This is a genomic window from Klebsiella sp. LTGPAF-6F, assembly GCF_001753185.1.
GTDB classification, from domain to species: domain Bacteria; phylum Pseudomonadota; class Gammaproteobacteria; order Enterobacterales; family Enterobacteriaceae; genus Klebsiella; species Klebsiella michiganensis.
In genome coordinates this window covers 3,128,247-3,150,573 of sequence record NZ_CP017450.1, presented here as the reverse complement: position 1 = coordinate 3,150,573, position 22,327 = coordinate 3,128,247, and the positions used below count along the sequence as shown (strand labels likewise).

General features: G+C 57.8%; 18 protein-coding genes. 13 read left to right on the top strand and 5 right to left on the bottom strand.

The window, feature by feature from the left end:
* Positions 1-106 precede the first annotated feature (106 nt).
* On the bottom strand, positions 107-1,105 hold the full coding sequence (locus tag BJF97_RS14735) for a helix-turn-helix transcriptional regulator (RefSeq protein WP_032694994.1): 999 nt from the start codon (positions 1,103-1,105) through the stop codon (positions 107-109).
* A 400-nt stretch (positions 1,106-1,505) separates the two neighbouring features.
* Between BJF97_RS14735 and BJF97_RS14730 the strand changes: the two genes are divergently transcribed.
* The 9 genes from BJF97_RS14730 (at position 1,506) to BJF97_RS14690 (ending at position 7,911) form a co-directional block, all read left to right on the top strand.
* Positions 1,506-2,426 (top strand): transporter, encoded by a 921-nt coding sequence (locus tag BJF97_RS14730; RefSeq protein WP_064388359.1) that lies wholly within the window; start codon positions 1,506-1,508, stop codon positions 2,424-2,426.
* Positions 2,427-2,963 carry a group I truncated hemoglobin gene (locus tag BJF97_RS14725; RefSeq protein WP_223226793.1) on the top strand — a complete coding sequence of 179 codons (537 nt, stop codon included), beginning with the start codon at positions 2,427-2,429 and terminating at the stop codon, positions 2,961-2,963. It abuts the gene before it with no gap.
* 134 nt (positions 2,964-3,097) lie between these two features.
* Positions 3,098-4,612, top strand: coding sequence for an amidase (locus BJF97_RS14720; protein WP_032694996.1), 1,515 nt, complete (start codon positions 3,098-3,100; stop codon positions 4,610-4,612).
* A gap of 23 nt (positions 4,613-4,635) precedes the next feature.
* Complete coding sequence (nthA, locus tag BJF97_RS14715; protein WP_009652266.1) at positions 4,636-5,244, top strand: nitrile hydratase subunit alpha; 609 nt, start codon at positions 4,636-4,638, stop codon at positions 5,242-5,244.
* A gap of 15 nt (positions 5,245-5,259) precedes the next feature.
* On the top strand, positions 5,260-5,913 hold the full coding sequence (gene nthB, locus BJF97_RS14710; RefSeq protein ID WP_014229359.1) for a nitrile hydratase subunit beta: 654 nt from the start codon (positions 5,260-5,262) through the stop codon (positions 5,911-5,913).
* Complete coding sequence (locus tag BJF97_RS14705) at positions 5,910-6,377, top strand: nitrile hydratase accessory protein (protein WP_014838481.1); 468 nt, start codon at positions 5,910-5,912, stop codon at positions 6,375-6,377. Before nthB ends, BJF97_RS14705 begins: the two co-directional genes overlap by 4 nt.
* Positions 6,374-6,583: a CbtB domain-containing protein gene (locus BJF97_RS14700; protein WP_004850884.1), complete on the top strand. Its 210-nt coding sequence runs from the start codon at positions 6,374-6,376 to the stop codon at positions 6,581-6,583. Before BJF97_RS14705 ends, BJF97_RS14700 begins: the two co-directional genes overlap by 4 nt.
* A 10-nt stretch (positions 6,584-6,593) precedes the next feature.
* Complete coding sequence (locus BJF97_RS14695; protein WP_032694997.1) at positions 6,594-7,349, top strand: CbtA family protein; 756 nt, start codon at positions 6,594-6,596, stop codon at positions 7,347-7,349.
* A 4-nt stretch (positions 7,350-7,353) separates the two neighbouring features.
* Positions 7,354-7,911: a histidine phosphatase family protein gene (locus BJF97_RS14690; protein ID WP_014838479.1), complete on the top strand. Its 558-nt coding sequence runs from the start codon at positions 7,354-7,356 to the stop codon at positions 7,909-7,911.
* Positions 7,912-7,962: 51 nt separating this feature from the next.
* Here BJF97_RS14690 and BJF97_RS14685 read toward each other — a convergent pair whose 3' ends face one another.
* Positions 7,963-10,716 (bottom strand): LuxR C-terminal-related transcriptional regulator, encoded by a 2,754-nt coding sequence (locus BJF97_RS14685; protein WP_032694998.1) that lies wholly within the window; start codon positions 10,714-10,716, stop codon positions 7,963-7,965.
* A gap of 253 nt (positions 10,717-10,969) precedes the next feature.
* Between BJF97_RS14685 and BJF97_RS14680 the strand changes: the two genes are divergently transcribed.
* The 4 genes from BJF97_RS14680 to lpdA are packed head-to-tail and all read left to right on the top strand — an operon-like array spanning position 10,970 to position 15,874.
* Entirely contained in the window at positions 10,970-11,929 is a 960-nt protein-coding gene (locus BJF97_RS14680; RefSeq protein WP_162557587.1) for a thiamine pyrophosphate-dependent dehydrogenase E1 component subunit alpha, read from the top strand.
* Between the two features lie 11 nt (positions 11,930-11,940).
* Complete coding sequence (locus BJF97_RS14675; protein ID WP_014229353.1) at positions 11,941-12,960, top strand: alpha-ketoacid dehydrogenase subunit beta; 1,020 nt, start codon at positions 11,941-11,943, stop codon at positions 12,958-12,960.
* A 3-nt stretch (positions 12,961-12,963) separates the two neighbouring features.
* The gene (locus BJF97_RS14670; protein ID WP_032695000.1) at positions 12,964-14,493 is read left to right on the top strand and encodes a 2-oxo acid dehydrogenase subunit E2; all 1,530 of its coding nucleotides are present in this window, start codon (positions 12,964-12,966) and stop codon (positions 14,491-14,493) included.
* Positions 14,477-15,874, top strand: coding sequence for a dihydrolipoyl dehydrogenase (gene lpdA, locus BJF97_RS14665; protein ID WP_032695001.1), 1,398 nt, complete (start codon positions 14,477-14,479; stop codon positions 15,872-15,874). Before BJF97_RS14670 ends, lpdA begins: the two co-directional genes overlap by 17 nt.
* A gap of 44 nt (positions 15,875-15,918) precedes the next feature.
* On the opposite strand, the gene glgX is transcribed toward lpdA, so the two are convergent.
* From glgX to treZ, 3 genes are read right to left on the bottom strand one after another with little or no spacing between them, the layout of a single operon-like run.
* On the bottom strand, positions 15,919-17,988 hold the full coding sequence (glgX, locus tag BJF97_RS14660; RefSeq protein WP_032695002.1) for a glycogen debranching protein GlgX: 2,070 nt from the start codon (positions 17,986-17,988) through the stop codon (positions 15,919-15,921).
* 5 nt (positions 17,989-17,993) lie between these two features.
* A complete protein-coding gene (gene treY, locus BJF97_RS14655) occupies positions 17,994-20,537 on the bottom strand; it encodes a malto-oligosyltrehalose synthase (RefSeq protein WP_032695003.1) in 2,544 nt (847 codons plus the stop codon).
* Positions 20,534-22,321 carry a malto-oligosyltrehalose trehalohydrolase gene (gene treZ / locus BJF97_RS14650; protein ID WP_032695004.1) on the bottom strand — a complete coding sequence of 596 codons (1,788 nt, stop codon included), beginning with the start codon at positions 22,319-22,321 and terminating at the stop codon, positions 20,534-20,536. The genes treY and treZ overlap by 4 nt, the downstream gene beginning before the upstream one ends.
* Positions 22,322-22,327 lie beyond the last annotated feature (6 nt).

Below are 22,327 nucleotides of genomic sequence, written 5' to 3'. Positions count from 1 at the left end.
TCATTTCCAGTCGCTAAAACACTAACGCCATCGTGTCATCCACCTGCCGCCGCAACGCCTGGGAGCGCCTTCCGTCACGCGCAGCTCGCACTCATACCGCGCAGACTCAGGAGTCTGACCCGGTGTGCCTGTTCGATGGCATCGCTCCCTGCTGCTCTTTGGGCAATAATGAGCGAGGCGAGATGCCAAAGGCTTTGCGGAAGGCGTGGCTGAAATGAGAGAAATCAGAGAAGCCGAAATCCAGCGCCGCCTGGGACACGCTACTGACTCGTCCGCGTTCGAGGGCCTCTCGGCTCGCTCGCAGCCTCTCCTGCCAAATCACGGCCATCGGCGTTTTTTTATGGCGGGCGAAAGCACGCGTGACGGTGCGAATGGAAACATGGTGCGCCCGAGCCAGGCTCTCAATGTTCAAATCTGGATCGACAAGCTGCCGCCGAATGTAAATCATCATCCTGGCGTACAGATCGCGCTCAGCACTCACGTTATCCAGATCCTGCAATTCCAGACTCAGCACCAGCAGATCCAGCATCGTCTGGGAGAAACGGCCAGAAATATCTGGGTTGTCCAGACACGCGGGCATCGCTGTCGCCTGACGCAGCATTTCACGCAGTGGAATCACGCCGGGCCGACTGTCGTCCAGTACCATAGCGGTGAGCGTTTCAATCCTCGGCAAACGACAACTCAGCAGATGCCGCGGGATCCGCACCAGGTGGTTATCGCCCCCACCCAGGCTGAAACTGAACGTCTGCGCGGCGTCGTATAACACCAGACTATCCGCCGCCAGCGCCGCCTTGCGCCCTCCCTGTTCAAGCTGGCCGTACCCGCCTTGCATATAGCCCAGCCACAGATCGTCGTCTGGCCCCTGCCTCAGATAACGTGCGGTGCGTTCCCAGCGGTGCAACGGCGCGGACAACGAACAGATATCCACCATCCCCACCCCGCGTACCGCAAGCCGGGCGTCAAAGTCGACCCCAGCCATGGGCACGCTGGCGGCCGGAATGCAGTGACGCAACACCACGTCGTTCCAATACTCGAAGCGGCGCGACTCGGCAACGCCAATGGTCGAATAGTGGGAGCAGACCGCAGACGGCATGATGCTATTCATAATTGCTCACCTCGCACCTTAATTCCCGCATCGATAACAGACACGGGTTCACAGACAGCAACTATCGTGCCAGCACTCAGATGTCCCTCCAGCTCGCACTCGCATCCGCGCTAAGGCAGAGGAAATATCGCTGACGCTCCGTCGATGCGCCAGGCGTCCCACGTCGCGAATGGCGTCGAAAAAGCGAGAACCGCACTCAAGGTGTGCACATCTGCGCTATGACGGAGCATCACGCTATGGGCCTTTTCAGCCTGCCCGCCCGTTGTCCCTGCCAGCCAAACGACTGTCCTTATGAAACAAGTACGCAGCAAATTTCTCCCTAATATCTGTAACCGTAAGGTCTTCCGGCCACGTTGGTACCGGGAAATAAACAAGAGATATCAGACATGAGGGTAACGTTATGACTGTTAGTGGCACCACATCTCGTATCAGCCTGGTCGCCTGCACACTCTGGCTGGCGACGATCCCGGCCCATGCGGTCGATCTCAACTCACAGGATCTCATTCCGGCTCCTGCCGGTACCGATGCCATTCCGGCTCCTGCCGGTACCGATGCCATTCTGGCGTATTTCACCTACGCCACGCGAGACAGCTTTACCCCCACAGGTGGCGACGAAATTAAGCAAGGCACCGGGATGGACTCCTTCGTCAGCATCTTACGTTACGTCCACTATATGGATGTGGGGGGCTTCACGGTCGCGCCGCAGGTGCTGATGCCCTACGGACGTCTTTATAACGGCTCCCTGGGCGGTGCCCGCCTCGATTCCGCCAGCGGCCTGGGCGACCCCATTCTGGCCGCCCCGGTCTGGCTGGTGAACAACCCCAGCACCACCTTCGCCCTCGTGCCCTACCTGTACGTCCCTGCCGGTTCCTACGATGCCGGGCGCACGCTCAACGTCGGTGAGAACCGCTGGAAGTTCGATCTGCAGCTTGGCGGCGTGCAGCAGCTTGGTAACGGTTTTGCCACGCAGCTGTCCGCTGATGCGATGTGGTATGGCGACAACGACGATGCCACGGGCATCGGTACCGGCCGCCTCAAACAAGACAACACCTATCAATTTCAGGGCTGGGTAAGCTGGACGCCGCCCGCAGACAACACCTGGACCGTCTCCGCCGGTTACGCCAAATTGTGGGGCGGTAAGCAGCAGATCGACGGCGTCGAGAACGGACAAGCGACGCGTTCGGATCAGGTAAGGCTGGAATTGTCGAAATTCATCACCCCCACGGTGCAAGTGCAGGGCTTGCTCCAACGCGACATCAACGTCGATGGCGGTTTTAAGGAAGATCTCCACACCACCCTGCGCGTGATGAAACTGTTCTGATTGAACAGAGACCTGTGCACCCCCTTCCACTCACATGTTACGGAGAAATCCACCATGAGCGAACAGCAGCAAAAGCCGTCTCTCTATGAACGTCTCGGCGGATATGACGCCGTCTACGCCTTCGCAGGCGAAGTGTTGAAGACCTGTATGAAGCATCCCGACATCGGCCATATCTGGGCGCACGTGTCCGAGTCTTCATTTCAGAAAGAGCATATCAACTTCGTTGATTTCTTGTGCAAGCACTGGGGTGGCAACACCGTCTATCGGGGACGAGATATGGTGACCGCGCACCGCGGCATGGGGCTGACCGAAGTGCACTGGAAAGCCGTATTCGAGTCTATCGACGAGTGTTACGAAAACTTCAATGTGCCGCAGGATATTCGTGAAGAGGTCACCGCTTTCCTGACTCAATTCAAGCCCGCGGTCATCGGCAGTCCTTCGTATCGCGACGTGGTGCTCTCACATCCGGACATGGACGTGACCAAAGGCATGAAAAGTGTCGGTATCCACTGGCCTAAAGCCGATAAGCCGTCTTAACACCTTACGGACACCCACCGGCTGCGCGGGTGTCCATTTCAGCCAAACGACTGACCCGGATAACCAAGTCAGGATGGCATTCCGGGCTTATGTTCAAGACAGGCGCATGAGCAAACACAGAAAAAGGAAACAACATGGCTATTCAACGTCCCACTGCCGAACAACTCCAGGAACTTGCCAGTCGGCTGCATATCAGCCTGACGCCGGCGCAGGCCGAGGAATATCTGGCGGTGATGCAGGCTAACTTCGACGCTTACGATCTGATCGACTCCCTTCCCGACGATATCCCGGAGGTCCGCTATCCGCGCGCCGCCGGCTATCGTCCGACTGGCGAGGAAAATCCGCTCAATGCCTGGTATTACAAAACGGAGGTAAAAGGTGCAGCGACTGGCGCGCTGGCCGGGCGGACCATCGCTCTGAAAGACAATGTCTCGCTCGCCGGCGTACCGATGATGAACGGCGCCTCCACGCTAGAAGGTTTCGTCCCATCCTACGACGCGACCGTGGCCACCCGCCTGCTGGATGCCGGGGCGACGATTCTCGGCAAAGCCACCTGCGAGCACTTCTGCCTCTCCGGCGGCAGCCACACTTCCGACCCGGCCCCGGTGCACAATCCCCATCGTCATGGTTATTCCTCCGGCGGTTCGTCCTCCGGCAGCGCCGCACTGGTGGCGGCTGGCGAAGTGGACATGGCGATAGGCTGCGATCAGGGTGGTTCTATCCGTATCCCTTCCGCCTTCTGTGGTACCTACGGCATGAAACCGACCCACGGTCTGGTGCCTTACACGGGCATCATGCCGATTGAGGCGACCATCGACCACGCCGGTCCCATCACCGCCAACGTGCGCGACAACGCGCTGATGCTGGAAACCATCGCCGGGAGTGACGGGCTTGACCCGCGTCAGTACGCGCCCGTTGTAGAGAGCTATACCGCCGCCCTCGGAAAAGGTGTGCGCGGCCTGAAAATCGGCATTCTGACCGAGGGATTCCAGTTGCCGAATATGGACCCGCAGGTAGAAACGAAGGTGCGGGACGCCATCGCCCGCCTGCAAGCACTGGGCGCCATCGTTAGCGAAATTTCCGTGCCGGAACACAATCTGGCGGGCGCGCTTTGGTCGCCTATCGGCTGCGAAGGTCTGACCGCCCAGATGATGCACGGCAACGGCATGGGTTTTAACTGGGAAGGCCAGTACGACGTCAGCCTGCTGGACAAACACGCGCAATGGCACGACAGCGCGGATGCCCTCTCCCCGTCGCTCAAAGTTTGCATGTTCGTCGGCCAGTATGGGCTGGAGCGCTATAACGGTCGCTACTACGCCAGAGCGCAGAATATCGCGCGTCGGGCCCGCGCCGGCTACGACCGGGCCCTGAGCGATTTCGATCTGCTGGTGATGCCTACCGTGCCTGTGCTCGCTCAGCCAATACCAGGCCCGGACTGCTCCATCACCGAATACATCTCGCGCGCTTTCGAAATGATCGGTAACACCGCTGCGCAGGACATCACCGGTCACCCGGCCATGTCTATCCCCTGTGGCATGGTCGACGGACTCCCGGTTGGCATGATGCTGGTAGGACGTCATTACGCTGAAAGCACGCTCTATCAGGCCGCCGCCGCTTTCGAAGCCTGCGGTGACTGGCGGACGTTTTAACCTTAACTCTCGGAAAGCCTAAAATGAGCCATAAACACGACCACGACCATACCCAACCCCCCGTTGATATCGAGCTACGCGTCCGCGCACTGGAATCCCTGCTGCAGGAAAAAGGCCTGATCGACCCGGCTGCGCTGGATGAGCTGATTGACACCTACGAGCACAAAGTCGGCCCCCGAAACGGCGCACAGGTTGTCGCCAGAGCGTGGAGCGACCCGGAATACAAACGTCGACTGATGGAAAACGCCACTGCCGCTATTGCTGAACTGGGTTTCTCCGGAATACAGGGCGAAGACATGCTGGTCGTGGAGAACACGCCGGACGTGCACAACGTCACCGTTTGTACGCTCTGTTCCTGCTACCCCTGGCCGGTGCTGGGTCTGCCGCCGGTGTGGTACAAATCAGCGCCCTATCGTTCGCGTATCGTCATCGACCCGCGCGGCGTTCTCGCCGAGTTCGGGTTACACATACCAGAAAACAAAGAGATTCGCGTCTGGGACAGCAGCGCCGAGCTGCGCTATCTGGTCCTGCCAGAACGTCCGGCAGGCACGGAAGGCTGGAGCGAAGCGCAGTTGAGCGAACTCATCACGCGCGATTCGATGATTGGCACCGGTGTGGTTAGCGCACCATAACGAAAGGAGAAAACCATGAACGGGATACATGATCTGGGGGGGATGCACGGCCTTGGCCCGATCCCTACCGAGGAAAACGAGCCCTATTTCCATCATGAGTGGGAACGCCGGGTATTTCCTCTGTTCGCCTCGTTGTTCGTCGGCGGACACTTTAACGTCGATGAATTTCGCCACGCCATCGAACGTATGGCGCCGACCGAATATTTGCAGTCAAGTTACTACGAGCACTGGCTGCATGCATTCGAAACGCTGCTGCTGGCAAAGGGGACGATCACCGTTGAAGAACTGTGGGGTGGCGCGAAGCCTGCCCCCTGCAAGCCTGGTACACCTGTGCTGACGCAGGAGATGGTGTCGATGGTTGTCAGCACCGGCGGGTCTGCTCGGGTCAGTCACGATGTTGCGCCCCGCTTCCGGGTGGGCGATTGGGTACGAACGAAAAATTTCAACCCGACCACCCATACCCGCCTGCCACGCTACGCACGCGATAAAGTCGGTCGCATAGAGATCGCTCACGGTGTGTTTATCACGCCAGATACTGCGGCGCACGGGCTGGGCGAACATCCCCAGCATGTTTACAGCGTCAGTTTCACCGCGCAGGCGCTGTGGGGAGAGCCGCGCCCTGACAAAGTGTTCATCGATCTGTGGGACGACTATCTGGAGGAAGCATGAATACGGTAACACAACACGATTACGCCGCCCTCGGGTTACCGCGCGATGAGGAAGGGCCGGTGTTCGATAAGCCCTGGCAGGCAAAAGCGTTCTCCCTGATAGTCCATCTCCACCGGGCCGGGCTGTTCCCGTGGGCAGAATGGGTACAGACATTCAGTAAAGAGATCAACGCGGCGCCGGCGCAACCGGGTGAAAGCGCGAATGATGCCTACTATCGTCAGTGGACGGCGGCGATGGAAAACATGATGACGGCACTCAACCTGACGGTGCCGGATGAAATCAGCCGACGGACGCAGGAGTGGCGCAAAGCGTATCTCAACACGCCCCACGGCCAGCCGATTGTACTGGCGAACGCCAGTTGCCCGCCGGCACATAGCCATCATCACCTTTCGCCGGGCGTGCCGGTCACGGTGAGTCCGGCACTCTCTATCAACAGCAAAATCGATAATGGAGTTACACCATGAGTGATATCACCCTTAATGCCCACACCCCGGCTGCTCCCATTCCTGTCGCGAAACTGTTGCCCTGGGCGCTGTTCACCGCCCTGCTGGCGCTGCTGGCCATCTATTTCGTTGGCGCAGAACAAGGCGCAACGTCGATGTTTTCCGGCACGCAGGTGCATGAATTCTTCCACGACGCACGTCATCTGCTGGGCTTTCCCTGCCACTGAGGAGGCGGAAATGATTGGCAAACTGTTATTTAAAGGGATGATGGCCGGCGTTCTGGCCGGGATGGTGGCATTTGCCTTTGCGCACCATTTCGGCGAGCCGCAGGTCGATCGCGCGATTGGCCTGGAAAAAAGCATGTCAGCTCACGCTCACCATCACGGCGCGTCAGCAGACGGCGAAGAAGAAGAGGTGTTTAGCCGACAGACCCAGTCCGGGGTCGGCCTGATGACCGGCATGGCGCTGTTTGGCGCCGCGCTGGGCGGCGGTCTGGCGCTGGCGTGGGCCTTTAGCTACCAGCGCTTTGGGCCATCGGACCCGCGTGTGCTGGCGTTGTGCCTGGCGCTGGCCGGCTTCCTGGCAATGAGCCTGATGCCAGGTCTGAAATACCCGCCCAATCCGCCCGCAGTCGGCAACCCGGAGACCATCGGCTATCGTACCGGGCTCTATTTCGTCATGATGTTGCTTTCTATCGGCATCGTCATCGCGGCCGCGTGGTTATCGCATCAGCTCACGCCGCGCCTCGGCAGAGGGAATGCGATGATGTGGGCAACGCTGTTCGCCGTGGCGCTGATGCTCGTGGTTTGCGCCCTGATGCCGACAGTGAACGAAGTCTCCGACCACTTCCCGGCGGACCTGCTATGGCGTTTCCGCATAAGTTCCTTCGGCACGCATCTGGTGCTCTGGGGCGTCATCGGCGTGGCTTTCGGTGCTTTAGCCGAACGCACGCCGACGACACGCGAACATCGCCCGGCCTTCCGGCGCGGTTAACAACATGAGAGCGTCGCTAACGCTGATTTGTCAGGGAGAAACGGCAGCCTCCAGAGGTTCACACTTTCCTTGTGATGACCCTCTGGAGGCGCGGGAGTGGCAACGGGCGCGCCAGCTACAAAGCAGTGTCGCCCGTTATCACCGCGTCTGGTTCGCCCCGGACGCCGCCGCCAGGCAAACCGCCGCCGCGCTCTCTTTACAGGGTACGCCAGTGACGGAACTGGCGGAGCCCGACTACGGCATCTGGGCCGGTCGGCCAGTGCGTGAGGTGATGATGCAAGACGCCGAAGCGTTCCAGGCCTGGCTGGAGGGTGCCGCTCCCCCGGGCGGAGAGTCACGTGCTCAGCTGCTGGCGCGCTGTGGCAGCTGGCTGGCTAAACACGTCGATATTCGAGGTCGCCACTGTGCCATTGCGCCTGCCGCCGCAATCCGCGCCACGATCGTCGACGTTCTCGGCGCCCCGCTTCACTCATTTGCGCGTATCGACATCCACCCGCTGAGCATCACCGAGTTGCGCAGCGACGGACGGCGCTGGAATTTGTGTTTATTAAAGGGCCAATAGATGCTACTGACATATTCACTTATGGATTATATTCGCACATCACTGACATTATTAATCCAGTAACTTCATTTCCAGAGCCCGACTCATGGCTTGCGTACGACTATTGACTTTGAGCTTGGCGTAGATGTTCTTGATGTGCCATTTCACCGTCTCAGTAGAGATAGTCAGGGAGCGAGCGATTTCTTTGTTCATCTGACCGTCAGCAATGAGCTGTAATATCTGCAGCTCTCGCTCACTGAGCTCCTGGTTAACATCAAGGTTTTCATGCTCAATCCGCTTGCCTTCAGACAGGCTCCCTTTCCCGGGCCAAGGGTCATCCCCTTCGCTGGCTGCCGAGGTTTCGCGTACACGGACAAGCAGAGGCTGCAAGGCATCGCCAGCATCAAGAAAAATACGTTTGAGATGCTGTTGTGCCGCTAATTGCAGGACGGGCTGCAATGCAGCCACGGCAGCCGCGTTTTCGCCACTATTCCACAAGGATAATGACCATAGCGTACGAAGACGCGCTGCGGAGAGCCGATCGCCCCGACGCTCCTGCTCAGTCACGAGTTCGCCCAGCAAAAGGCTGGCTTGTGGCGCCTGGCCTGACGCCAGAAGCAGGCGGCTGCGGCTGACATTGGCATGCTGAGCTATTGCGCGTTGACAGGGGTTTTCGGCATCAATTGTGGCACGGGCCGCCAGTTGTTCGAGTTGCCGATGCAGCTGCTCCGCGCCTGGATAATTCGCGCGCTGCAGGCGCACTCTCGCCTGCTCTGCTAACAATAAAGCCTGCGGCCGTTGCCATCCGCGAGACACCGCTAGTCGCTGCGCGTGTTCCAGCAGCCGTTCTGCCTCATGCGGCATATCGTCATTCAAGGCCTGACGCGCAAGATAGGTATAGCAGCGACTCAGGGCGTCGGGTGGACCAAACCGATCGATGAATTCGAGTCTATCTGCTAACAGCGTATTTAATGAGTCCAGGTTCATTCGTTCGTAAGCCATTTCCGCCAGCAGCGGCGCAAGCGTCGCGCCGCTGGTCGACTGAGGGCCGGTATAACGCTCAGCCTGGCGCAATGCATTCTCTGCATGCCCCCAGGCGTTCTCCAGGTCACCCTGACCAAGATGGCACTGAGTGATGATAAAAGCGCGATAAACCGAGACAAATAGATTGTCTAATGGGCTTTCCGGGCAAGGCATATGCCGTTGAACCTCAAGAGCGTCGCTATAGCGCTGGTTAACCACGTGGCAGTAGCTCAGAATATTGCAAATGAGACCATCGACCCAGGTGTCTCCGCAGGGCACTTTAGCCAGCAACGGCTCAACAATCGCCAGGCTTTCCGGGATTTTCTCGGCAAAAGCTTCGCAAATTGCGCGCACGACACGTAATTTGAGCCAGGCGTTGGGGGTTATATCATCACGATGATTAACGACCATTTGGTCAAGATTATCAAGTAACTGCCTCGATTCATCGAAGCGAAAATAGTGCGCCAGCGCCCAGGCCAGATTGATTTGCAGGTCAATGCGCGAAGGGTCAGTACTCGCAGGTAAGTGATGCATCCAGGAAACCAGGGTATCTATATCCCCTTCTTCCGCCAGCGACTGCGCGCCCGCGCCATCCTGCCCGGGGTTATGGATCGGCTTGCCCGCTGCCAGTGCGTGGCGTACCGCCTCGGACCACAATCTCTGTTCAACGAACCAATGACTGGCTAATTCATGTAAGTGCTTGAGGTTGATATCGTTGTTCTGCTGCAATATCGTTCGCAGGGTTTCCTGCAAAAGAGGATGGTAGCGAAACCAGCAGCCTTGTTCGTCCAGGGCTGACAAAAAAAGATTGTGCCGCTCAATCCATGCCAGTATCGCTTCACTATCATCACGCTCTGTAACCCCGTTACATAACCCGGCATTTAAACGATTAAGAAACGATGTTTTGACCAGAAAATCAAAAACTTCCTGTGGCAATGGATCAAGTACCACCTCTTTCAGATAACGGGCGATAGCGCGGGTTCCACCACGAATATTGCGCAGCAGATGTTCTGGATCATTGAGCAATTCTGGGGATAACGAAGCGATTTTCATACCGGCGATCCACCCCTCTGTCGCGGAAAGTAGCCGCTGTACATGCTGATTACTGAGTGGTATGTCAATCGTCTGGCTGAAATAGTGTCTGGTTTCTTCAAGCGTAAATTGCAGGTCTCGATCGTAGATTTCCACCAGCTGGTCCTGTGCCTGAAGCAGGCTCAGGGACAGACTGGGGTGGAAACGGCTGCCAATGATCAGGTGCAAGGCGGCAGGAGCATGCTTGAGCAAATATCCCAGGGCTTCATATACACCAGCATCATTAATCATATGGAAGTCATCAACGATCAGATACAGGTCGTGCGGACAGTAATGTAGTTGGTTAATCAACCCGGCCAGCAGCTGTTGCGAACTGGAGGGCGTCTGTTCTTCTATGTTGCGCCAAAAGTCGGCGTCCCAATCGCCATAGAGCGGCCGCAATGCTTGCAGCAGATAAGGAATGAACTGCCATACGCCATCATCATCCTCATCGAGGCTAAGCCAGGCAACGCGTTCACCCTGGGCAATCATTTGCTGATACCACTGCGCCAACAGCGTGGTTTTGCCAAATCCAGCACCCGCGCAAACGACGCCCAGACGGCGTCGCTGCATGCGATCGAGGAGGAGCAGAAGCCGTGAGCGCTGTAGCAGCCGTATCGAAGAGCGTGGTGGAACGAATTTGGTCAGGATTAGCGGCAAATCTCTCGTCAGCCGCAATGGCCCGGAGACCAGTGAAGTTGCCTGGCGACTTTTCAAATCCGATGGCTTCATCCGTAGTTATCTACTCGTATTATTTTTTTATCAATTGTACGCCAGAGCCCGGGATGGCATGGAGCCACCCCTCTCGATAGATACATAAAATTTATAAAGTTTGACCTCAAGCATGAAAACCCCCTCCTACCCCCCCATGAAGGTGGCTTCGCACCTCCTCGTCGCACTCGTAGATTCATTGCATCGGCGTGGTTAAGGGGCTTCCAGCCTGTCAAACCCCCGCCTGACGACCTTTACTGAGGAGAATTAAGTGATGCTTAACAAACAGGCTTTACTCCAGGCTTACCGTAAGATGCGCGAAATCCGGACGTTTGAGGAGCGTTTGCATCAGGAAAACACCAGCGGTGATATTCCGGGCTTCATTCACCTTTATACCGGTGAGGAAGCCATTGCGGTGGGGGTCTGCGAAAATCTCACTAACGCTGATTTCATTGGGTCCACGCACCGTGGGCATGGCCACTGTATTGCCAAAGGCTGCGATATTCACGGCATGATGGCTGAAATATTCGGTAAGGACAGCGGATTATGCCGGGGCAAGGGAGGCTCTATGCATATTGCCGATCTGTCGAAAGGTATGCTGGGTGCGAACGCTATCGTGGGTGGCGCCCCTCCGTTAGCCATCGGCGCTGCTCTGACGGCCAAAACCCTCAAGACCGGTAACGTTGGGGTCTCTTTTACCGGTGACGGCGGTTCTAATCAGGGCCTGGTATTTGAAGCCATCAACATGGCAGTGGTGCTGCAACTCCCTGCCATCTTTATTTTCGAGAACAACGGTTATGGCGAAGGAACGGGTCATGACTACGCCGTCGGTGGTCGTGATATCGCCGGGCGCGCCGCGGGCTTCGGTTTACCGGCAGTGACGGTTGATGGCACAGATTTCTTTGCCGTTTACGATGCCACCTCAGAGGCCGTCAAGCGCGCCCGAGAAGGTGGAGGCCCAAGCGTGATTGAGGCCAAAGCTTTCCGCTGGCACGGTCACTTTGAGGGCGATCCGGCGCTTTACCGCGCTGAGGGCGAAGTTCAACGTCTGCGTGAACAACATGACCCGCTGAAGATTTTCACCGCCAGGGTCAAGCAACACATCTCCCTTGAGGAACTGGCGGCGATCGACGCGGCGGTTGAAGCACTTGTCGATGATGCTGTATTCAAAGCGCGCGCCGCTGCCTATCCGGCTCCGGAAGACCTGCTTACAGACGTTTACGTCTCATACTGAGGGTGATAACAATGCCTATAAAAACCTATCGAGAAGCGGTCAAGGAAGCCCTGGCCCAGGAAATGGAGCACGACGAACGCGTCGTTCTGATTGGTGAAGACTTGCGCGGCGGTCACGGCGGAAATGCGCCCGAAGAAGCAAGGATAGAGGCCTTTGGAGGCGTGCTCGGAGTCACTAAAGGGCTGTGGACGCAGTTCGGCTCCGACCGGGTGATCGACACCCCCATTACGGAGTCGGCGATCGTCGGCATGGCTGCCGGCGCCGCTGCAACGGGTCTGCGGCCGGTGGCGGAGCTGATGTTTATGGATTTTTTCGGTGTTAGCCATGATGCGCTGTACAACCAGGCGGCAAAGTTTCGCTATATGTTTGGTGGCAAGGCCAAGGCGCCGCTGGTGATGCGGGGCATGATCGGTGCTGGTTTTTCTGCAGCAGCCCAGCATTCGCAGTCACCCTATAATATTTTTGCTACCACACCGGGGCTTAAGGTGGTCGTGCCATCGACGCCTTATGATGTCAAAGGACTGCTGATCCAGTCGATTCGCGACGACGATCCGGTGGTGTTCTGCGAGCATAAAATGCTTTATGACCTCAAGGGCGAGGTACCGGACGAGATTTATACCCTCCCCCTGGGCGTCGCCAACTATACCCGTGAAGGTGAGGATGTCACCATCATCGCGTTGTCTGCAATGGTACATAAAGCAAACCAGGTCGCCGACAAACTGGCCAGGGAGGGGATCTCGGTGGAGGTGGTCGATCCACGTACAATCTCGCCTCTGGACGAAGAAGGTATTCTGGAATCAGTGGCTTCTACCGGCCGCGTGGTCATTGTCGACGAGTCAGCCGCGCGTTTTGGCTTTGCTCATGATGTCGCAGCGCTGATTGCTTCCCAGGCATTCCATTTCCTCAAAGCGCCTGTTGTTCTGGTGACACCACCACACACCCCGGTACCGTTCTCCCCTGCTCTCGAAAAACTCTGGATCCCTGGCGTTGAACGTATCGAAGCTGCCGTCCGTCAAGTACTGGAGGATTAAGCTATGAGCGATATCAGGACACTTGAAATGCCGAAGTGGGGCCTTTCAATGGAGGAAGGCGTGCTCGCGCGGTGGGCCATCCAGGAGGGTGACCGCTTTGCCAAAGGGCAGGAAATCTGTGAAATTGAGACCAGCAAAATCGTCAATGTTCTGGAGGCCCCCTTCGCCGGTACGCTACGGAGGATAATCGCCCGGGTGGGAGATACCCTCCCGGTCGGCGCTGTTTTGGCGCTGGTAGCTGACTCTTCGGTAAGCGATGCTGAACTGGATGCCTTTGCCGCCAGCCTGGCCGCGGTGCAGCCAGCAGCGCCTGTCACGCAGACTACCGAGCCTGCTGTAGCGGCCGTCGCGCCCTCCGTTGTACCGGCCCCCGCCAATAAGCCTGCGGCATCCATTGGGCAGACCGAGGTACCCACCAGCCTGCAAGGCATAACCGATCCGACTCAGGTGAATGCCACTCCCCATGCGTTACGTCAGTCTGCGCGGTTGGGCGTTGACTTGAAAAAGGTCCAGGGTAGCGGGCGCGGCGAGCGTATCTCTGTCGCTGACCTGGAGAGCGCGATCGTTGCCGCAGGCGGCCGTATCGCCTCTCCGCCGCCGCCCGTTCGTTCCGGCAAAGCGCCGCGATCGCATACCGATGATAGCCAGGTATCGGCAACCCCCTTGGCGCGCCGTCTGGCCAACAAACTGGGGATCAACCTGCACGACTGCCGCAAAAGCGGTTCACTCGGACGGGTGAGCCGTGATGATGTGCTGGCGGCCGCTTTGCTGCTTGATGGGCTACCCCAGGCCGGGGCTCCACAAGCCACGTCAGCGACAGCCTTTGAGACGTTGCCGATGTCCAGCATGCGGCGAGCGATCGCTGGCCGTTTGCAAATGTCCAAGCAACATGCACCTCATTTCCGTTTGACCGTCGATCTCGATCTGGAGCGACTCTTAGCATTGCGTAAGGAAATCAACAGCGAAGTACCCGGCGTCAAGATTTCGGTTAACGATATGCTGGTTAAGGCCTGCGCCATGGCGCTGATAGCCGTGCCGGACGTCAACATACAGTTTGATGAGGCTACCCAGAGCATCCGCCGTTTTGCCGATGCCGACATTTCCGTGGCCGTTGCGCTGCCAGACGGGTTAATTACCCCTATCGTACGTTCGGCCAACAGCAGGTCGATAAGCGACATATCAAACGAAATTCATTCTCTGATAACCAAAGCCCGGGCGGGCATGCTCAAGCCCGAAGAATTCCAGGGCGGCACCTTTAGCGTGTCAAACCTGGGCATGCTCGGAGTACGGCAGTTTGACGCCATCATAAACCCACCCCAGGGCGCGATCCTTGCGATTGGCGCAGGCGAGCCCCGAGCGGTAGTTCGCGACGGACAGATCGTCGTCCGCCATCAACTGACCGTATCGCTGTCCTGCGATCACCGGGTCATCGATGGGGCGTCAGGCGCGGCTTTTCTCCGGGCGCTCAAGCGGCTGGTTGAAACACCGACGCTGTTGTTTATCGAGGAGACGAGCTATGCACGACAAATATGATGTACTGATAATAGGTGGCGGGCCTGGGGGGTATGTCGCCGCCATTCGTGCCGGCCAGCTAGGGCTTCGTACAGCATTGGTGGAAAAGCAGCATTTAGGGGGGATCTGCCTGAACTGGGGATGCATTCCAACCAAGGCGCTGCTGCATGGTGCAGAGGTGGCGCACAGTATTGCGCATGCCGATCGGCTGGGTTTTAGTCTCAGAGAGGTGAGTTTCGATGTGCAGAAACTGGTGCAGTTTAGCCGCGCCGTGTCGCAACAGCTGACCGGAGGTGTCGAGTACCTGCTGAAGAAAAATGGCGTTACGGTCATTACCGGCACCGCCCGGCTGCGTGGTAAGGGGCAAGTCACGGTCGCCGATCCCCGAGGAGAAGAGCGAGACTATCGCGCGGGTCATGTGATCCTTGCGACTGGTGCCCGGCCGCGAGCGTTGCCAGGAGTAGAGCCAGATGGTGAGCGAATCTGGACCTATTTTGAGGCCCTGCAGCCTGAGCGCTTACCGGAGTCTCTATTAATCATCGGATCAGGGGCCATCGGAGTCGAGTTCGCCAGCCTTTATAACGATCTTGGCAGCAAAGTGACGCTGGTCGAACAAGCCGCGCAGATTCTGCCCGTTGAAGACGCCGAAGTCTCCGCTACCGTGCGTAAATCATTCGAACGACGCGGTATACACGTCCATTGCCAAACGCTGCTGACGCAGGTACAGCGCACCGATACGGGCGTGCGCTGCACCTTGAAAACCACCGGCGCCGAACAGACCCTGGAAGTCGAACGTGTGCTGTTGGCAGCGGGCGTACAGCCTAATGTAGAAGGCCTGGGGCTGGAAGCGCTGGGAGTCGAGTTGGACCGCGGATTTATCAAGACGGATGCAGCTTGCCGAACCAACGTATTTGGGCTCTATGCTATCGGCGATGTGGCCGGCCCGCCGTGTCTGGCGCACAAAGCCAGCCACGAAGGCGCGATCTGCGTCGAGACGCTGGCCGGCGTCAAAGGCGTACGCCCTCTTAACCGCGACTATGTGCCCGGTTGTACCTATGCCCGGCCACAGGTTGCCAGCCTGGGCTTGACAGAGGCGAAGGCTCGCGAGACGGGACGGCCAATCAAGATCGGTAAGTTCGCATATCAGGGGAATGGTAAGGCGCTGGCCAGCGGGGAGACGGAGGGTTTTGTAAAGACTGTTTTCGACGCCGAAACCGGCGAACTGCTGGGCGCGCATATGGTTGGTGAGCAGGTCACTGAACAGATCCAGGGTTTTGGTATCGCGCATCATCTGGAGGCCACAGATGAGAGTCTCTTATCGATGATCTTTGCTCATCCAACGCTTTCTGAAGCCATGCATGAATCCATCCTTGCCGCCAGTGGTCAGCCGCTGCATCAATAATGACAATATAAACCCGGCATTCAGCGCCGGGTTTGTCTGAGGCTTTAAGGCCGTCTGAAAAGGGCAATGCTGCGCCCGGCCAGAACAAAATCAATTGTCTCGGTAATGATGACGCCGTCCGTTTTTTCTTCAGCGGTCGACAGCTCAAGAACCCAGCCGCCTTCGCCAAACTGCGGGATCTGGAAAGGAACATCGCCCTCAAAGGGATTGAACAGCATCAGCACGTCATGCCAGATGCCCTCCTCCTGTTCAAGGTCGGGTCGGCTGATGGCGAGACCTAACGTCGAACCTTCATCCCATTGTTCAGATTGCTGCAGACCGCCGCCGGCGTTAAACCAGCGTATCTCGAGCCCGTCACGCCAGCTTTCGCGGCGTAAAAGCGGTTGCTCCGCACGCAGCGCTATCAGACGCTGGGTGAAATGGCGCAACGCATGGTCCTGCTCGGACTGTGCTTCCCAGTTAACCCATGAAATCTCGCTGTCCTGGCAGTAGCCGTTATTATTGCCCTGCTGAGAACGGCCAAACTCATCGCCGGCCAGCAGCATCGGCGTACCGTGGGAGAATAATAACGTGGTCAGGAAATTCCGCTTCTGGCGTTCGCGGACGGCGACGATATCCTGGTTTTCCGTCGGGCCTTCTTCGCCATAATTGCAGGAGCGGTTGTCATTATGCCCGTCGTTATTGTCCTCACCGTTGGCTTCATTATGCTTCTCGTTATACGAAACCAGATCGTTCAACGTAAAGCCGTCATGGGCGGTAATAAAATTGACGCTGGACCACGGACGACGGCCGCGTAAATCGTACAGATCGCCGGAGCCCAGTAAACGGGCGGCAAAGTCGTTGGAAACATTATCCCCCTTCCAGTATTCCCGCACCGTATCACGATATTTATCGTTCCACTCGCCCCAGCCAGGCGGAAAACCGCCGACCTGATAACCCCCGGGACCGATATCCCAGGGCTCACCAATCAGTTTAAGCTTCGATAAAACCGGATCCTGGGTTACCGCATCGAAGAACCCGCCTCGCGGATCGAAGCCCTCGGGTTCGCGTCCGAGAATGGTCCCCAGATCAAAACGAAAGCCGTCGACGTGCATGGCTTGAGCCCAGTAACGTAGCGAATCCATGACCATCTGCAGCACCCGGGGATGCGAGGTATTCACCGTGTTCCCCGTCCCGGTATCATTTATGTAATAGCGATGCTGATCCGGCATCGTCCGGTAGTAGGAAAAATTATCGATGCCTTTAAATGAGAGCGTCGGTCCCAGTTCATTGCCTTCCGCGGTGTGGTTGTAAACCACGTCAAGGATCACTTCGATACCGGCATCATGAAATGCGCGCACCATGTCGCGGAAGCCCGCGATACCCGCGGGTCCGTAGTAACGGGACGCGGGAGCGAAGAAGCCCAGCGTATTGTAACCCCAGAAGTTTTTTAGCCCTCTGTCGAGCAGATGCTGATCGTCCGGAAACCAGTGTACGGGAAGCAGCTCAACGGAAGTGATGCCCAGGCTCTTGATATAATCGACGGAAGCCTGATGCCCAAGCCCCTCAAATGTGCCGCGCAGCTCCGGGGGAAGCGCCTGATTGCGCTGGGTAAAACCCTTCACATGCGTTTCGTAGATAACCGCATGCGGCCAGGGGACGTCGGGGCGATTTTCCCCCTGCCAGTCGAAGGCATCCGGGTCGACAACCTTGCATTTTGGCGTAAAAGGCGCGCTATCGCGGGTATCAAAGCTCAGATCTTTCTCCTCATGGCCCATCTCGTAGCCGAAATGCGCATCGTTCCATTCAATATCGCCTTCCAGCTCCCGCGCGTAGGGATCGATAAGCAATTTATGTGGATTAAAGCGATGGCCGTTTTCCGGATCGTACGGCCCATAAACCCGATAACCGTATAAGGCTCCGGGCTGCAGACCGGGTACGTAGCCGTGCCAGATTTCGTGTGTATATTCAGGTAGTTCAAGCCGGGCTATTTCCGTTTTTCCGCAAGGATCGAATAAGCACAGCTCAACCCGCTCAGCGTGCGCTGAAAACAGCGCGAAGTTCACGCCCTTTCCGTCAAAATTAGCCCCCAGCTGCTGGCCGTCCCCGGGCTCTATTGCAAACGTTTCTTTCATTGACACTATTCCTCTCTACTTTTCTTTTCACTAATAAGCGTTACTAACCACCCCGTTGCTGACGCCAGATCGAGCGCCTCTTCGACAAGACGGTTTTCGCCGGTTAACGCATCGCGATAATGTCGTCCTGCCAGATCTTCGGGTATGGCTACCGCAGTGTTGCCCCACAGCCTGGCCGGGGAATCAGCCAACCCGTGCGCCGCGACGTCAAAGGCCAGGCGAGGAACCACCACGATAAGGGCCTCCTCGTCGTTGATGCGCGCGTAGGCGATAAGATTCTCTTCCCTGTCACCGGTGACCTTTAATGGTACCCAGTCACCATAATGGAAGAGCGCGGAATGTCTCTGCCTTAACCTGAGAAACGACGCGGTGACGTACTGCTTCAGCTGCCCGTCTCGCCATGCGTTTTCGTTATCAAATAACTCTGGGCCTTCGCTATCGAGGTTATGCGCCAGGACGGCGAAGTCAGGTTCACGTCGGTTATCCGGATCGACAAGGCTGAAGTTCAGCGCCTCGCTCCCCTGATAAATATCCGGTACGCCGGGCGCGGTCAGTTTGATGACCGTCTGGCTGAGGCTGTTCACCAGGCCGGCACGGATAAAAGGCTGCAGGGCGGTGTGAAAATCGTTGAGAAAGAGCGAATTATCCGCAGCGAACAGCTGTTGCGCATAGTTCAGCACAACGCTTTCATAGCTCTCATTGCTGTCGATCCAGTCGGTTCTTTGCTTGGCCTCGCGCAGCGCTTTTTCCATAAAAGCAAGAAAACGCGTCTCGAGTGCTTTCAGCCCTGCGGTATCGTCGGGCAGCAGCGTTGCAGGCCACACGCCGGCGAGCGCCTGATAGATCATCCACGTATCCGCCGCGTTCGGCGCCGTACCGTCGTTCAAAAAACGCACCTGGGTTTGATTCATCTGACGCCAGCGCGCAAGGTTTTCCGCCCACAGCTGCGGGGCTTCCGTCAGGGTGTAAAGCCGGGCGCGCGCATCTTCCCCGCGTTTAGTATCGTGCGTCGACGTTCCCAGCAGCGCGTCGGGCTGGCGGGCAAGACGAATGCGCATCTCCTGGTGAAAACGAGAGAGAGAAAATGCGCGAGGAGTAGGATCGGCCCCGACTTCGTTCAATGCCAGGTCGAGGTTATGGCGAAAGAACAGCGTATCCTCGACCGATTTAGCCATCAACGGCCCCGTCAGCTGCTGAAAGCGGGTTCTGAAGAGTGACGCGGTTTCGAGGCTACTTTCGTGCAGATTGCCGGTCAGGATGGCGATAATGACCTCAAGCGCCCTGGCATCGGGTTTGTCTTCCCTGGCGTTCACCTGGTCAACCACCCGGTTTAACAGCGTAATATCGCCTGCGGTCAGCCCTTCGGCGGTGCCGTAGGTACGATAGACCGGGAAGGCCAGCAGCAGTTCACGCAAGGCATGGCGCAGCGCGTCGCTCTCAACCGCCATGCTATTACGCTCCGCCAGCTCGGTGGCCAGCCGCAATAAGGTGGTAAATTCACCCTCAAAATTGCGATCCACCATCAGTCCTTTCGCCTCGCGCAGCGCGGTATGGCGATCTATCGCTCCGCCGAGCGCTTCATCATGAACCTGCTGCAGCTGATCGAGGTTATTGTCATCCACCAGCACTTCCGCCAGCGAAGCGATAAACTCATATCCTGTGGTGCCGGAGACGGGCCAGTCGGCGGGCAGCTGCTCGCCTTTGGCGAGGATTTTTTCCACCGTAATGTAGCACTCTGGCCCGGCTGCCTGGCGCAGGCGCTGCAAATACCCCAGCGGGTCGGCAAGGCCATCGATATGGTCAATGCGCAGACCATCAACGATGCCAGAATGCACCAGTTCAAGGATAAGCCGGTGGGTGTCGTCAAACACCGCCGGGTCTTCAACCCTGACGCCAATCAGGCCGGTAATTTCAAAAAAACGCCGCCAGGAGAGCTGCCTGGGCGCCTCCCGCCAGGACATCAGCCGCCAGCTTTGCGCCTCGTGCAGCGCCAGAATGGCGTCGCGATCCGGGGATGTTAGTAGTTGCTCACCTGTCGCCAGGGTTTGAGGATTCAGGGGCCAGGCCTGGTCATAGTAGACGAACGCCGGCTTCCCGGTTTCCGGATCGCGTTTTAGCGCGAGCGCCCCGCTCTCCAGCTCTGCCTCAAAGGTATCCCCCAGAAACGGCAGCGTAACGGGACGCGTCCAGTCAATATCGAAATAATGGGCCCAGGCGCTGTTTTTGCCCTGCTCGATGACGTCCCGCCACCAGCGATTCTCCAGCGAGGTCGCCATATGGTTGGGAACAATATCCAGAATCAGGCCAATTTGCGCGTTTCGCAGCGCCTTGACCATCCGGTCAAACCCTTCGCGGCCCCCGATGGCCGGGTCGATCTCGTTAGGATCGGTAATATCATAGCCATGGGTTGACCCGCTGGTTGCCGTAAAAATCGGCGAAGCGTAAAGATGGCTGATTCCCAGGTCTTTGAGATACGGCGCCAGCGCCGCCGCGCGATCGAAGGTCATGCCGTTACGGAACTGAATACGATAGGTTGCGGAAGGGATCATGATGAGGCTTCTCCATGTGCAAAACGGACAACAATACTGTTTGGCGATAACGCCTCCTGCCGCTCCGGCCAGCTAAAAATGACCTCGCCCGGTATTTCCGGCATCGCGGCCCGCTCCTCGCCGATATTCAGCGCCACGGAGAGCGTGCCGCCGGAGAATTGCCAGCTCACCGCCATCGCCTGCGCCGCCGCGTGCAGGATCATGCCCTCCGCGGCCCCTCTCGCCGCGAGCAGCGGGACGATGTAGCGATGGCGCAGCTGGATAAGGTGACGAGTGAAGCGCAGCCAGGCTTTCCCCTCCTCGCTTGCCGCCTTCTGCCAGTCGAGCTTAGAACGGATAAAGGTTTGGGGATCGTTCGGGTCAGGGACTGATGCATCGTGTCCCGCGTGCCCGGCAAACTCTTTAGCCCGCCCTTCCCGCACCGCCTTCGCGAGGTCGCCATGAAAATCGGTAAAGAACAGAAAGGGGTTCGTCTCCGCAAACTCTTCGCCCATAAACAGCAAAGGAATGTGGGGCGACAGAAGCAATGCGGCGAGCAGAACGCGCGTTTTCCCGGCGCCGGCAAGAGAAATCAGCCTTTCCCCCTGCGCACGGTTCCCGGTCTGATCGTGATTCTGAATAAAGTCGACAAAAAACTGCGGCGGCTGAGCGGCGCAGGCCACGCCGCGTGGTTTTCCGGTTTGCGCAGAAAGCTCACCCTGGTAGACAAACCCTTCGGCCAGCGCCCTTGCGACATTCTTTGCCGGCTGATGCGCAAAATCCTGATAATAGGCATGCGTTTCGCCGGTCGCGAAAACGTGGGCGGCGTTATGAAAGTCATCGTTCCACTCGGCGGTAAAGAGCGGCGTCTGTCCGTTCTCATCGCGCGGATGGAGGAAAATCACGTTCCGGCTGTCTTCGGTGGTGAGGTGGATATGGCGGTCGGGAATCGCGGCGCGGATATTTTCGGCTATTTCTATCAGTACATGCCTGGCGGAGCGATCTTCAATCTGATCGATAGCATCAAAGCGCAGCCCATCGAGCTGGTATTCGGTCAGCCAGAACAGCGGCGCCTCGGTAATATACTGCCGCACGGCCTCGGTTTCATAGGCGATAGCGTTACCCCACGGGGTCATCCGGTCCTGATGAAAAAAGCCCGGTGACAGCAGAGAGAGATAGTTGCCTTCCGGGCCAAAATGGTTCAGTACGATATCGAGAACCACCGATAGCCCTAACCCGTGGGCAGCATCAATAAAGGCGTGAAAATCCTCAGGTGCGCCATACGCTGCGTGCGGCGCATAGAGTAATACGCCGTCGTAACCCCAGCCGCGGGAACCGCCAAACTGGGCAACGGGCATGACCTCTATCTGGGTGATCCCCAGCTCTGCCAGATAAGGCAGCTTTTCGATGGCGGCCAGAAAGGTGCCTTCCGGCGTAAAGGTGCCCGGATGAAGTTCATATATCACGGTTTCTTCCCACGGACGCCCTTTCCAGCCAGCGTTAACCGGCTGAAAACGCCTGGGGTCGATGACCACCGAGGGGCCGTTAACATCATCGCGTTGCGCGCGCGACGCCGGGTCCGGAATGCGCGTGCCGTCGGCTAAACGGAGCATATATTCATCACCATGCTTTACGCCGGGGACGTCAATCTGAAACCAGCCCTCTCCCGCGGCGTCCATCGGAATATCCCGCCCCGTCAGGCTCAGCGTCATCGTTTTTTGACCTTCGGCCCAGACGCGAAAGCGGACTGTGTCCGCGGCAATGAACTCCGCCCCCCAATGTTTTTTAAATACTCTGGATTCCATTAAATA

What these genes read in the sequence shown, in the direction of transcription:
- BJF97_RS14695 (WP_032694997.1), top strand. Translation starts at nt 6,594, where the DNA reads ATGATTGGCAAACTGTTATTTAAAGGGATGATGGCCGGCGTTCTGGCC.
- BJF97_RS14685 (WP_032694998.1), bottom strand. Translation starts at nt 10,716, where the DNA reads ATGAAGCCATCGGATTTGAAAAGTCGCCAGGCAACTTCACTGGTCTCC.
- nthA (WP_009652266.1), top strand. Translation starts at nt 4,636, where the DNA reads ATGAGCCATAAACACGACCACGACCATACCCAACCCCCCGTTGATATC.
- BJF97_RS14705 (WP_014838481.1), top strand. Translation starts at nt 5,910, where the DNA reads ATGAATACGGTAACACAACACGATTACGCCGCCCTCGGGTTACCGCGC.
- BJF97_RS14675 (WP_014229353.1), top strand. Translation starts at nt 11,941, where the DNA reads ATGCCTATAAAAACCTATCGAGAAGCGGTCAAGGAAGCCCTGGCCCAG.
- BJF97_RS14700 (WP_004850884.1), top strand. Translation starts at nt 6,374, where the DNA reads ATGAGTGATATCACCCTTAATGCCCACACCCCGGCTGCTCCCATTCCT.
- glgX (WP_032695002.1), bottom strand. Translation starts at nt 17,988, where the DNA reads ATGAAAGAAACGTTTGCAATAGAGCCCGGGGACGGCCAGCAGCTGGGG.
- treZ (WP_032695004.1), bottom strand. Translation starts at nt 22,321, where the DNA reads ATGGAATCCAGAGTATTTAAAAAACATTGGGGGGCGGAGTTCATTGCC.
- BJF97_RS14690 (WP_014838479.1), top strand. Translation starts at nt 7,354, where the DNA reads ATGAGAGCGTCGCTAACGCTGATTTGTCAGGGAGAAACGGCAGCCTCC.
- nthB (WP_014229359.1), top strand. Translation starts at nt 5,260, where the DNA reads ATGAACGGGATACATGATCTGGGGGGGATGCACGGCCTTGGCCCGATC.
- BJF97_RS14730 (WP_064388359.1), top strand. Translation starts at nt 1,506, where the DNA reads ATGACTGTTAGTGGCACCACATCTCGTATCAGCCTGGTCGCCTGCACA.
- BJF97_RS14720 (WP_032694996.1), top strand. Translation starts at nt 3,098, where the DNA reads ATGGCTATTCAACGTCCCACTGCCGAACAACTCCAGGAACTTGCCAGT.
- BJF97_RS14680 (WP_162557587.1), top strand. Translation starts at nt 10,970, where the DNA reads ATGCTTAACAAACAGGCTTTACTCCAGGCTTACCGTAAGATGCGCGAA.
- BJF97_RS14670 (WP_032695000.1), top strand. Translation starts at nt 12,964, where the DNA reads ATGAGCGATATCAGGACACTTGAAATGCCGAAGTGGGGCCTTTCAATG.
- lpdA (WP_032695001.1), top strand. Translation starts at nt 14,477, where the DNA reads ATGCACGACAAATATGATGTACTGATAATAGGTGGCGGGCCTGGGGGG.
- BJF97_RS14735 (WP_032694994.1), bottom strand. Translation starts at nt 1,105, where the DNA reads ATGAATAGCATCATGCCGTCTGCGGTCTGCTCCCACTATTCGACCATT.
- treY (WP_032695003.1), bottom strand. Translation starts at nt 20,537, where the DNA reads ATGATCCCTTCCGCAACCTATCGTATTCAGTTCCGTAACGGCATGACC.